The sequence below is a fragment of the Rahnella bonaserana genome (assembly GCF_019049675.1).
GTDB lineage: Bacteria > Pseudomonadota > Gammaproteobacteria > Enterobacterales > Enterobacteriaceae > Rahnella > Rahnella bonaserana.
This window is the reverse complement of record NZ_JAFMOW010000067.1, coordinates 323072-334846: the sequence shown is the minus strand read 5'-3', so window position 1 is coordinate 334846 and position 11775 is coordinate 323072. Positions and strand designations below refer to the sequence as shown.

Sequence of the window (11775 nt, the reverse complement as noted above, 5' to 3'; positions counted from 1 at the left end):
GCGAGACTCTCACACCAATCGCGAGCGGTCTTATTCACAGAGTTTGTCCGCAATTTCGCGCACTCTTGCGGTGCGTTGATTGCCCGGACATCTCCGTCAAAGGCCTCTCGTGATGGTTCTCACAAGTGGTGGTTGACTTGTTTTAATGAGGGAGTCTTCAATTACTGCATAAATATGACGAGTTGCTCACCCGTCGAGATTGCTTCCAGCGGACTCCCAACTTAGCGAGAAAGCACCATCAGGTCAAATGGCGAATTAACTTATATTAAAAGTGATATAAACGAGTTTAATTATTTGATTTATATGAACTAATTGCCATTTTTAATGGCATAATATCGGTGTGGTAAAGCGTGCAAAGTGTGAGCTGACTCACTATAGGAAAAGCCTCGGATCTCCGCACCGTGCTGGCAGGTGCTTATTTACCAGTATTTTATACTGGAAAAGTCTGCGGGCATGCGGTTTGTCACTGTTTTTAACGTGACAGTAATAATGTGTCTGAGCGAGGTTTGTAATAAGAATTATTCATATTGCCGGGAATGACTTTATTTGCAGTAATAATGAATAGTTATGCCTGCGCGAAAAGCGCCGAGAGGGAAGGGATTCGGAGAATAAAAGGAAAAGATGTTAGCCACAGGGCAGTTGGCGACTTTATCAGCCTCATAAAGCCGGCCGATATTAATAATATCCCCCCGTAAAATAGTCAATAACTCTGCCCTTATTTCCTGCATTGCACCATGACCAGCCCTTGTACGGTGCATCTCACAAACTTCACGCTCAATGATGACCCCGCCATCACGCCGGGGAGGTTTTGCGGTATGATTCAGCCGTCTTCGTTTTAAGGGAACCGTTATGAAGCAAATCCGGGTTTTAGCGCAGTATTATGTCGATCTGATGGTCAAGCTGGGGCTGGTGAGATTCTCACTGCTGCTGGCGTCTGCGCTGGTGGTGCTGGCGATGATCGTTCAGATGGCGGTCACCATGCTCCTGCGCGGGCAGGTGGAAAGTATCGACGTCGTTCGTTCTATCTTCTTTGGTTTGCTGATCACGCCCTGGGCGGTTTACTTCCTGTCGGTGGTGGTTGAGCAGCTTGAAGAGTCGCGTCAGCGTTTAGCGCGCCTGGTTGATAAGCTGGAAGAGATGCGCCATCGCGACCTCGAACTGAATCAGCAACTCAAGGACAACATTACCCAGCTGAATCAGGAAATCGCCGATCGTGTGAAAGCGGAAGAAGCGCGTCTGGCGGTGGTGGATAAGCTGAAACTGGAAATGCAGCATCGCGAACAGGCGCAGATCGAACTGAGCCAGCAATCGGCATTATTACGCTCTTTCCTCGATGCCTCACCGGATCTGGTGTATTACCGCAACGAAGACAAAGAATTCTCCGGCTGTAACCGGGCGATGGAATTGCTGACCGGCAAAAGCGAGAAGCAGTTGATTGGCCTGACGCCTGACGATGTTTACACCCCGGACATCGCCGAGAAAGTAGTTGAAACCGACGAGAAAGTATTCCGTCACAACGTTTCCCTGACCTACGAACAATGGCTGGTCTATCCGGACGGGCGCAAAGCCTGCTTTGAACTGCGCAAAGTGCCGTTCTATGACCGTATTGGTAAACGACATGGCCTGATGGGTTTCGGACGCGATATTACCGAGCGTAAGCGTTATCAGGACGCGTTAGAGAATGCCAGCCGTGAGAAGACCACCTTTATCTCAACAATCAGCCATGAGCTGCGTACGCCGCTTAACGGCATTGTCGGGTTGAGCCGCATTCTGCTCGATACCGAACTCGACAAAGAACAGCACAGCTATCTGAAAACCATTCACGTCAGTGCGATCACCCTCGGCAATATTTTCAACGACATTATCGAAATGGACAAAATCGAGCGTCGCAAAGTGCAGCTTGATAATCAGCCGGTGGATTTCACGGAATTCCTGTCGGATCTGGAAAACCTCTCCGGTCTGCTGGCTCAGCCGAAAGGTCTGAAGTTCGTGATGGAACCGGATCTGCCGCTGCCACGCAGCATCACCACGGATGGCACGCGCTTGCGTCAGATCCTGTGGAACCTGATCGGCAACGCCGTCAAGTTCACCCGCGAAGGCGAAATTGTTCTGAGTGTGCATTACGAACCGAACGATATGCTGCGTTTTGTGGTGCGCGATTCCGGTATGGGGATCCCGCAGGACGAGCAGGACAAAATTTTCGCCATGTATTATCAGGTGAAAGATCAAAACGGTGGCAAACCGGCGACCGGCACGGGCATCGGGCTGGCCGTATCAAAACGTCTGGCGCAGACAATGGGCGGCGATATTACCGTCAGCAGTGTGCCGGGGCAGGGTTCCAGCTTCACGCTCACCGTACGAGCACCTAAACTGGATGCACCGTCAGAACAGGTGGACGAAGAAGAAGATATGCCACTGCCTGCGCTGCATGTGCTGCTGGTGGAAGATATCGAGCTGAACGTCATCGTGGCGCGTTCGGTGCTGGAGAAACTGGGTAACAGCGTGGAAGTGGCCATGAACGGGCACGACGCGCTGGAGATGTTTGATCCTGACGAATTTGATCTGGTGTTGCTGGATATTCAGTTGCCGGACATGACCGGTCTGGATATCGCCCGCAAGTTACGCACTGATTACGCCGGTAAGCATCTGCCGCCGCTGATTGCGCTGACGGCGAACGTGCTGAAGGACAAAAAAGAATATCTGGATGCAGGAATGGACGACGTGCTGAGCAAGCCGCTGTCTGTTTCCGCACTGACTGCGATGATCCAGCAATTTTGGGATCATCAGCCTGAAGTTTCCGTTTCTGAAAAGGAGCCTGTAGTGATGAAAGACAGCGAATCGTTGCTTGATACCGCCATGCTTGAGCAGTACATCGATCTGGTTGGCGCGAAACTGATTTACCAGAGTGCAGATATGTTTGAAAAGATGATGCCGGGTTATCTCGCGGTTCTCGATTCGAATATGACGGCGCGCGATCAAAAAGGCATTGCAGAAGAAGGTCACAAAATCAAAGGCGCCGCAGGTTCCGTTGGCCTGAAGCATTTGCAGCAACTGGCGCAACAGATTCAGACCCCGACGCTGCCGGCCTGGTGGGATAATGTTCAGGAATGGATTGATGAGCTGAAGGCCGAATGGCGCAATGACATCAAAGTGTTACGTGACTGGACGGCAAACGCTGAAAAAAAATAACCCCAGCCGAGGCCGGGGTGCGCGAATACTGCGCCAACACCAGGGAAAGAGGTAACCCACGATAGTTTTTAGGGTTCGGTTTTCGCAGGTCTTGGAATTCAGTCTTAAAGTCTAATACATCCTGTAGCTATCAACATAACAAATATAAGCAGAACTGTTACAACATTCATTAAAAACTGTGATGTAGATTAGTCTTTGTCTATACAAAACATCAAGCCTTTATCGCAGGATTTTTGGCAGAATACAAATGAAGCATGTTGATGATGTATTGGTGACATGCAATTTTGCTTATGGAAGTGAACAGCCACAGGCTATTTAGCCGGTGGTTTTGCAACATTTACGGCTATGTAACCGGTTCTATAAAATGCAAAATCACTGGCAACTTACTGTAATTCATCGTTTATGTGTGATTTTTACTGAAATGCCATTTTTGGGCCCGAAAGAGATCTGAAATTTATTTCAAATGAAAAAATTTCACTTAGGGAACTGCATTTTTTTTCGGTTAAAAAGACGTACACAATGCTGATTTGATATGGTTTACAGGTGCCAGATTTGACTTAGGTGATCGCTTGCGATGGAATAATCGATGAGAATTTATTCACTTTCACCGATATTAATCATAAGCATTGCTTACGTTTCTGTTATGGGTTCATTCACAAGTATTTTACTTGTTTGTTTAAAAATACATCAGCGGGGGAAAAGTAACAATTCCCGACCCTTTGCCGGAACTCCTTGATGGTAGTGGGTAAATCGGAATTTTCCGCTCTGAATGTAAGCAAAAGTTTCATTCATATTGCTCAATTGTTAGCAGTGTTGAACTGCATTTCGCTAGCCTGTTATTGCAGGTTATTATCGAGATTGATTAGATGGTCGGATGTGTTGTGGAAAGCGCTAAATGAATAAAATTACTCGAAAGGGCCTCTGGCGCAAGCCACTCTTATGGCTGAAACGTGCGCTGATACTGTTACTCAGCTTATGGGTAGCAGGCATTCTTCTTTTTTCTTTTCTACCGGTCCCTTTCTCCGCAGTTATGGTGGAGCGGCAGGTTTCAGCCTGGCTGACCGGTGATTTTGGCTATGTCGCACATTCTGACTGGGTGCCGATGAGTGAGATTTCCTCACCAATGGCGCTTGCCGTGATGGCTGCTGAAGATCAGAAATTCCCTGAACACTGGGGATTTGATGTGGATGCAATTCAGTCCGTTCTGGATAAAGAGAGCGGAAAAATGCGCGGTGCCTCAACGTTATCCCAGCAAACGGCCAAGAACCTGTTCCTTTGGGACGGGCGCAGCTGGGTGAGAAAAGGGCTGGAAGCGGGCCTGACGGTCGGCATTGAAACGGTGTGGACTAAACGCCGGATACTGACGGTATATCTGAATATCGTGGAGTTTGGTGACGGCGTTTTTGGGGTGGAACAGGCTTCGCAGCATTTCTTCCATAAACCGGCCAGCCGCCTTACGGCTTCACAGGCGGCGTTACTGGCAGCGGTGTTACCAAATCCGCATCTGTTCAAAGTGAATGCGCCTTCCGCTTATGTACTGCGTCGCCAGCAATGGATACTGCGCCAGATGAGCCAGCTGGGTGGCGAGTCTTTCCTGCAAGAGCATAAGCTTCATTAGCGCCGGACGTTTTTGAGGAATAAAAAAGGACAGCCTGAGCTGTCCTTTTTCGTTATCACTTTCACGCCATTATTTAACGTAAGTAAATGCCGTGGTGACGTGTTTGACACCGCTGACGCCAGCCGCAATGCCTGCCGCCGATTTACCTTCTTCCTGAGTGACCAGACCCAGCAGGAAGACTTCACCGTTTTCAGTGGTCACTTTTACGTTAGAGGATTTCACTGAATCGCTGGTCAGCAACTGAGAGCGAACTTTAGTGGTGATCCACGTATCCGTTGAAGCCGTGCCCATAGTGACTGGCTTGCCTGTACGGATCTCGTTATACACTTCTGTCGCACCGTCTACACCCACAGCAATCTGTTTGGCGCGGGCGGCCATGTCAGGTGTCGGAGCCTGACCGGTCAGCAGGACTTTACCCTGATAGGCAGTCGCTACAATACGGGCTTCATCTTTCAGCTGTTTGTCTTTACTGATGGCATTGGAAACACGGGCTTCCAGAGTGCTGTCATCAACCTGAGTACCCACGGTACGCGGGTCAGTGGTCGTTTTGGTGGCCACGCCAGCCACACCAACCACAGCGGCTGCAACACAGCCTTGTAACAGAAGGGCGCTTAACAATACAGCAAAGAGAGGACTCGCCTTCATTGGATCTCCTTAATCGTCCTGGTGTGGGAACAGCGTATTATCTATCAGGTCACAGAGGCAGTTAACTGTGAGCATATGCATTTCCTGAATACGGGCGCTGCGATGGGATGGAATACGGATCTCAACATCGTGAGGGCCAAGTAAACCAGCCAGTTCGCCGCCGTCATAACCCGTCAATGCAACAATCGTCATATCGCGGGTCACCGCTGCTTCAACGGCTTTGACAATATCACGGCTGTTGCCGCGGGTAGAAATAGCCAACAGAACGTCACCCGCCTGACCTAACGCGCGCACCTGTTTGGCATAGATTTCTTCATGCAGACGATCGTTAGCAATTGCGGTCAGCACAATGTTATCTGCACATAGTGAGATTGCAGGAAGGCTCGGACGTTCAGTTTCAAAACGATTAATCAGACTGGCGGAAAAATGCTGAGCATTCGCCGCAGAGGTGCCGTTACCGCAGCACAGAATCTTATTGCCGTTGAGCAGCGATTGCACCAGCGTCATCGCGGCGCGTGAAATCGCGTCAGGCAAGGCTTCTGCCGCTGCAATCTGAGTTTGGATACTTTCTGTAAAGCAGACTTTGATTCTTTCCAGCACGGGTTTTGGTCCAGTCAGTCGTCGTAATATTTATTCCGCATTGAAAGCATCACGCAGCCATTCTACCTGGCTGCCTGTGATGGCTAATACATCAAAACGGCAAGATGATGTGTCAAAGCTTGCATTTTTTCCTGCAAGCCAAAAAGACGCCGCGCGTAACAGGCGCTGCTGTTTTTGAACTGTCACGCTGGCCGCCGCTCCGCCAAAATCAGCGTTACGCCGGTAGCGGACTTCTACAAACACCCAGGTTTGCTGGTCACGCATGATCAGGTCAATTTCGCCTGCACGGCAGGCCACGTTGGCGGCCACGAAGATTAACCCGGCTCTTTCAAGATAACGACGGGCAAAGGCTTCGTATTTATCGCCGCATGCCCGCGTTTTGGATAAAAAAAGTTTCATCAGTACGTCCTTGTACTTGCTAAGGCTGAACGTTCCCGTCTCAGCGGCGCGGTCTGGTTTCCCTTATGAAGAAACCGGCACCAGCGAGCCCTGGCGGTATTGCAGCCACGGCAGTTTGCGATGGATAACGCAATTCTCATTAGCGCTCAGATCGCCAGTGCTACCGGAAACCTGGAAGCCAGGCAAGGTGCGCATCTGGGAGAAATGATTCGCCAGACTCCAGGCATCAATCCCCATCGCGTAGAGGCGAACCAGCGAGTAGTCGTTGCCGAATTTCGCGGCTGCCTGCTGCATCAGCGCCGGGTTACTGCCAGCCAGTAACGGAATATCGCTAAACTGCACGCCTTCCATTTCCAGACGATAGTCCGGACCGGCACCTGCCTGATAGCTGCGGGAGCTGGCGTACACTGAAGGACGAACGCGACCATTCACGGCCAGATCCAGCATCGGTTTAATCAGCGTCAGCTCACCTTGTGTCGCCACCACGTAGACGGAGTCCACAGCGCCACCGGTGCTGCCCTGGGTAATCTGGGCATCTGTCGGTGGCGCCGGGATGGTAATGCCACCAATCGTCACGCCCTGTGCTTGTGCCGGTGCGGCAGCGTCACTGGCGATGACCGGTGTACCGGTCAGGCGGATACCGCTGCCGATAGAAGAACGCAATTCACTGCCTGAACCGAGACCTTGTTTCAGAACGGTGCCACCGCCCAGCTTCTGCCATTCGTTAGCAAAAGCCTGCGCGATGCGGTCGCCAAAGTTGCCACGCGGCACCAGTAACAGCGGCATACGTTTTTGCTCCGCCCACATATGGCGCGCAGCGTCCTGTGCCTCGTCTTCCGGCGAGAGCGCAAAGTAACAGATATTCGGGCTGTTTTTCTCAGTTTCTGGCTGATTAAGCGCTAAAACATTCAGCGGAGTCTGATCTGAAGAGAGTTCATTGACCTGATCTTTGAGCAGCGGGCCGACAACCAGTGTGGCGCCATCCTGCTGAGCTTGTGTCAGAAGCGCCGCCAGAGGCTGACCGTTGGTGTCATACACTTTCACCTGCGCATTGCTGCTGGCGGCAGGCGTGGTAACAGGTGCTGCCGGCGTCGCAGCAGGCTGTGTCTGAGCAGGATCGGTTTGCGGCTGGCTGGCATCCGGTGCGGAAGTACTCACCGCCGCGTTCGGGTCTGCCGGTGGCTGCGTCTGTGCATTCGGATCAGCAGGCGCTGCTTGTGGTGCAGGCTGGCTAAGCTGACCGTTCATAGCCGCATTGAAACCTTGCGAAATCGCATTCCCGTAAACCTGCGCCGGACCGCTCATCGGCAGGAAAAGCGCAATTTTGCCGGTCGAGGCTGGCTGGAAGCTCAGTACGTTATTAAGTTGTGTCGGCAGGGTTTTCGCTGCCGGATTCACCGGATAACGACGCTGCCAGTCTTTGATCCCGGCTTTCAGCAGATCAGGATCCTGCTTGTTGCTCTGCCAGACGCTCAGTAAATCCAGCCATCCCTGCAACGTGTTTTCATCGGCATTAATGACAATGCTGTTGACGTCCTGCGCGGACATTTGCGTCAGCGCTGTCCAGGTCTGGTCGATGTTGTCCTGATGCAGTTTGCCCTGCAACAGCGGTTCCTGAGCGATATACGCGCGGATCAGCCCGAGACTGGTGCGTCCCTGGCTGGTATCAATTTGCGCCTGATAGTAACGCGCTTTCTGATCATTGGTCAGATTGGTCGGGTCTATCTTACTCAGGCTGGTGGCCGCGGCCTGATAGTTTTTCTGCGCGACCTGCACTTCCGCGCTGGTCAGTTGCTGCTCGAGAGTTTGTGCGGCGGTCAGATTTTGCGGCACTTTAGCCAGTTGTTCAGCGGCCTGCGGCACTTTGCCTTCACGTATCAGGGCACGCACTGCAAGCAATTGCCAGTCAGCCTTGTTATCATCACCGCTTTGCTGTGCCTGTTGCAGATAATAGTCAGAGCTGCCGGACGCTGCACCCTGGACACTTTCTGTCGGCGCCTGTGGTGCCTGACCGGAACAGCTGGCGAGAAGCATAGCCACGATAATGGCAGGGAGTAAACGTCCCGAACGGGTACGAAAGGTCATTGAGGAAGGCATTCAGTTTCCAGTGATGTTTTTTCAAGATGCTCAATATTAAATCGGCAATCCGGATGAAACAATGAATCAAGACGATCAAGCAGATATTTCTGCCTCAACGCTGTATATCGTACCGACGCCAATTGGCAATTTAGGGGATATTACCCAACGCGCGCTGGCCGTACTGAACAGTGTAGATTTGATTGCCGCAGAAGACACCCGCCACACCGGATTGCTGCTGCAACATTTCGCGATCACCGCCAAAATGTTCCCGCTGCATGATCATAATGAACAGCAGAAAGCCGAGCATTTGCTGGCAAAATTGCAGGAAGGGCAGACCATCGCGCTGGTTTCCGATGCCGGTACGCCACTCATTAATGACCCCGGTTATCACCTGGTGCGTCGTTGTCGTGAGGCGGGTATCCGTGTGGTGCCGTTACCGGGTGCCTGTGCAGCAATCACCGCGTTATGCGCCGCAGGTTTACCTTCTGACCGTTTCTGTTACGAAGGGTTTCTGCCGGCAAAAACCAAATCACGTAAAGATACGTTGCAGGCTTTAATCGAAGAGCCGCGCACGTTGATTTTCTACGAATCGACTCACCGTCTGATCGACAGTCTACAGGATATGGTGGAAGTGTGGGGGCCGCAGCGTTATGTGGTGCTGGCGCGCGAACTGACTAAAACCTGGGAAAATATTCACGGTGCGCCGGTCGGCGAACTGCTGGCCTGGGTGCAGGAAGTTGAAACGCGCAGACGCGGTGAAATGGTGCTGATCGTTGAAGGCCATAAAGTCGATACTGAAGCGCTACCGGCAGAAGCACTGCGTACTCTGGCGCTCTTGCAAAAAGAACTGCCACTGAAAAAAGCCGCTGCGCTGGCTGCTGAAATCCACGGCGTGAAAAAGAATGCGTTGTATAAATACGCGCTTGACGAGCAAGAGGGTGACAAATAGGGCGTAATACCCTATTATCCGCCGCGGAGTTGACCAGACAGTCGCCGCTTCTTTGCCGTCCCTTTCGGGGGAGACAGAAGGAGGGGAGGAAAGTCCGGGCTCCATAGGGCAGGGTGCCAGGTAACGCCTGGGAAGCGCGAGCTTACGACAAGTGCAACAGAGAGCAAACCGCCGATGGCCCGCGCAAGCGGGATCAGGTAAGGGTGAAAGGGTGCGGTAAGAGCGCACCGCGCGGCTGGCAACAGTTCGTGGCATGGTAAACTCCACCCGGAGCAAGGCCAAATAGGGGTTCACATGGTACGGCCCGTACTGAACCCGGGTAGGCTGCTTGAGCCAGTGAGCGATTGCTGGCCTAGACGAATGACTGTCCACGACAGAACCCGGCTTAACGGTCAACTCCCTCGTCAAAAGAAAGCCCGCATAGTTAACACTGTGCGGGCTTTCGCCTTTTCCCCGTCCTGTCATTGAGCAGATTAATATCCGTCTGTATTTTGAGCCCAACAGCGATATTTATAGGCTTTTCACCATTTAATTCTGACTGAGAATTTTGCAGGATATTGTAATGCTCAGTTAAATAATTCAGTTTCTGGCAAAAGTTTTTCCGCAATACACCGATATTGTTCTTATTGATTCTTTTATTAAGGAAGAAAAGAACATGTTATTAAGTCGCATGAAAGTTGTAACGAGTTTGATGGTTATTGTTTGTTTATTCGGATTTTTGCAATTAACTTCCGCCGGGTTGTTCCTAAAGTCGCTGAAGCATGACAATGAAAATTTCAACGCTTTACAAACTATCCGCCAGCAGCAGTCCTTACTGAACAACACCTGGGTGGCGCTTCTGGATGCCCGCAGCAGTATCAGCATCGCTGCGATCCAATTTCTTGTGGATGGCAAAAAAGGTGATGCTGATATTGATGTAGATGATGTCCTTAATCTGGCCAGTCATTCCCTTAAAGAGGCAGAAACGCACTGGAAAAAATACTTATTACTGACTAAGATAGCCGGGAGTAATTCAGCAGAAATTCAACAAAAGTACGAAACCTTCCACCGTGCTTTGATTGAACTTCTTGGTTATATGAGAGAAGGTAATATTACCGCCGCCAATAATCAGCCTACGGGGAAATATCAGAAAGCATTTAGCGAGGAATATGATAAATATCTCGCACAAATTGACAGTAATTTCGCAAATGCAATGGTTGATAGCCACCAGTCTTACCAAACGGCTAAATGGGTCACGCTCAGTGTTCTGTTGGTGGTTCTCACGATATCCATCATTGTCTGGAAAGGCATCCAAAACGCGCTCATTACTCCCCTGAATAAAGCGATTGATTGCCTCCGTCTGATCGCCTCCGGTCAACTGAACACCCCGATAGATATTCACTCCGCTCATGAAATAAGCCAGCTTGTCAGTACAATTCGTCATATGCAGGACGAGCTGTCGCGAACCGTCGGCAATGTACGTGCAAGCGCTAACGTAATTCTCAGCGGTGCCGTTGATATTTCAACCGGGAACAAAGACCTTTCTTCACGTACAGAACAACAAGCTGTTGCGCTGGAAGAAACGGCGGCCAGCATGATTGAGCTATCAGCAACGGTAAAACAGAATGCCGAAAATGCGTCCCAGGCCAGCAAACTCGCGCTCAGTGCATCAGATATTGCCAGCCACGGTGGTAAATTAGTTGATAACGTTGTTCTGACGATGGGTGAGATCGCCAGCAGTTCGCAGAAAATTGCCGATATCACCAATATCATCGACAGCATTGCGTTTCAGACCAATATTCTCGCGCTGAATGCCGCGGTTGAGGCGGCGCGTGCGGGAGAAGAGGGACGAGGATTTGCCGTGGTGGCGGGTGAGGTTCGCAATCTGGCACAGCGCAGTGCAGAAGCGGCGAAACAAATTAAAACGCTGATCACTGATTCTGTCGATAAAGTCGGTACCGGTTCTGAGCTGGTGGAAAGTGCGGGTGAAACCATGCATGAGATTGTGCGTGCCGTTACGCGGGTGACGGACATTATGTCGGAGATTGCGTCGGCATCTGATGAACAAAGCCGCGGTATTGACCAGATAGGCATTGCTGTAACTGAAATGGATGGAGTGACTCAGCAAAACTCTCTGCTGGTACAAGAATCTGCAACTGCGGCGGTGTCACTTGAGGAGCAGGCAAAGAGCCTGACACAGGCGGTATCCGTATTTGTCATTAATACGCAGTCTGAGAGTTCAGCAGCATTTGACCCGTTCAGTGACAGAGCCGTCGACACGCCGGCCACACTTCCGGCATCTGCTTAAACAGCGTGT

Annotated in this window: 8 protein-coding genes and 1 other RNA gene; 5 read left to right on the top strand and 4 right to left on the bottom strand. The window is 51.1% G+C overall.

The window, feature by feature from the left end; translation table 11 throughout:
- Positions 1-849 precede the first annotated feature (849 nt).
- Positions 850-3189 (top strand): aerobic respiration two-component sensor histidine kinase ArcB, encoded by a 2340-nt coding sequence (gene arcB, locus J1778_RS20965; RefSeq protein ID WP_217174805.1) that lies wholly within the window; start codon positions 850-852, stop codon positions 3187-3189.
- Positions 3190-4084: 895 nt separating this feature from the next.
- Positions 4085-4807 (top strand): monofunctional biosynthetic peptidoglycan transglycosylase, encoded by a 723-nt coding sequence (gene mtgA, locus J1778_RS20960; protein ID WP_217174804.1) that lies wholly within the window; start codon positions 4085-4087, stop codon positions 4805-4807.
- Between the two features lie 69 nt (positions 4808-4876).
- Here mtgA and dolP read toward each other — a convergent pair whose 3' ends face one another.
- From dolP to J1778_RS20940, 4 genes are all read right to left on the bottom strand, one after another.
- On the bottom strand, positions 4877-5452 hold the full coding sequence (dolP, locus tag J1778_RS20955) for a division/outer membrane stress-associated lipid-binding lipoprotein (protein ID WP_217174803.1): 576 nt from the start codon (positions 5450-5452) through the stop codon (positions 4877-4879).
- Positions 5453-5461: 9 nt separating this feature from the next.
- Positions 5462-6052 (bottom strand): DnaA initiator-associating protein DiaA, encoded by a 591-nt coding sequence (gene diaA / locus J1778_RS20950; protein WP_217174802.1) that lies wholly within the window; start codon positions 6050-6052, stop codon positions 5462-5464.
- A gap of 30 nt (positions 6053-6082) precedes the next feature.
- Entirely contained in the window at positions 6083-6451 is a 369-nt protein-coding gene (locus J1778_RS20945) for a YraN family protein (protein ID WP_217174801.1), read from the bottom strand.
- A 63-nt stretch (positions 6452-6514) separates the two neighbouring features.
- Positions 6515-8548 (bottom strand): penicillin-binding protein activator, encoded by a 2034-nt coding sequence (locus tag J1778_RS20940; protein ID WP_217174800.1) that lies wholly within the window; start codon positions 8546-8548, stop codon positions 6515-6517.
- A 61-nt stretch (positions 8549-8609) separates the two neighbouring features.
- On the opposite strand from J1778_RS20940, the gene rsmI reads away from it, so the two are divergent.
- From rsmI to J1778_RS20925, 3 genes are all read left to right on the top strand, one after another.
- Complete coding sequence (gene rsmI / locus J1778_RS20935) at positions 8610-9479, top strand: 16S rRNA (cytidine(1402)-2'-O)-methyltransferase (protein WP_217174799.1); 870 nt, start codon at positions 8610-8612, stop codon at positions 9477-9479.
- Positions 9480-9504: 25 nt separating this feature from the next.
- Positions 9505-9883, top strand: an RNA gene (gene rnpB / locus J1778_RS20930) — RNase P RNA component class A.
- A gap of 251 nt (positions 9884-10134) precedes the next feature.
- Positions 10135-11766 carry a methyl-accepting chemotaxis protein gene (locus tag J1778_RS20925; RefSeq protein ID WP_217174798.1) on the top strand — a complete coding sequence of 544 codons (1632 nt, stop codon included), beginning with the start codon at positions 10135-10137 and terminating at the stop codon, positions 11764-11766.
- The last annotated feature ends 9 nt before the right edge of the window (positions 11767-11775 follow it).

Excerpts from the sequence above, each read along its gene's own strand:
- rsmI (WP_217174799.1), top strand. The coding sequence starts at position 8,610 with ATGAATCAAGACGATCAAGCAGATATTTCTGCCTCAACGCTGTATATC.
- J1778_RS20925 (WP_217174798.1), top strand. The coding sequence starts at position 10,135 with ATGTTATTAAGTCGCATGAAAGTTGTAACGAGTTTGATGGTTATTGTT.
- dolP (WP_217174803.1), bottom strand. The coding sequence starts at position 5,452 with ATGAAGGCGAGTCCTCTCTTTGCTGTATTGTTAAGCGCCCTTCTGTTA.
- J1778_RS20940 (WP_217174800.1), bottom strand. The coding sequence starts at position 8,548 with ATGCCTTCCTCAATGACCTTTCGTACCCGTTCGGGACGTTTACTCCCT.
- arcB (WP_217174805.1), top strand. The coding sequence starts at position 850 with ATGAAGCAAATCCGGGTTTTAGCGCAGTATTATGTCGATCTGATGGTC.
- mtgA (WP_217174804.1), top strand. The coding sequence starts at position 4,085 with ATGAATAAAATTACTCGAAAGGGCCTCTGGCGCAAGCCACTCTTATGG.
- J1778_RS20945 (WP_217174801.1), bottom strand. The coding sequence starts at position 6,451 with ATGAAACTTTTTTTATCCAAAACGCGGGCATGCGGCGATAAATACGAA.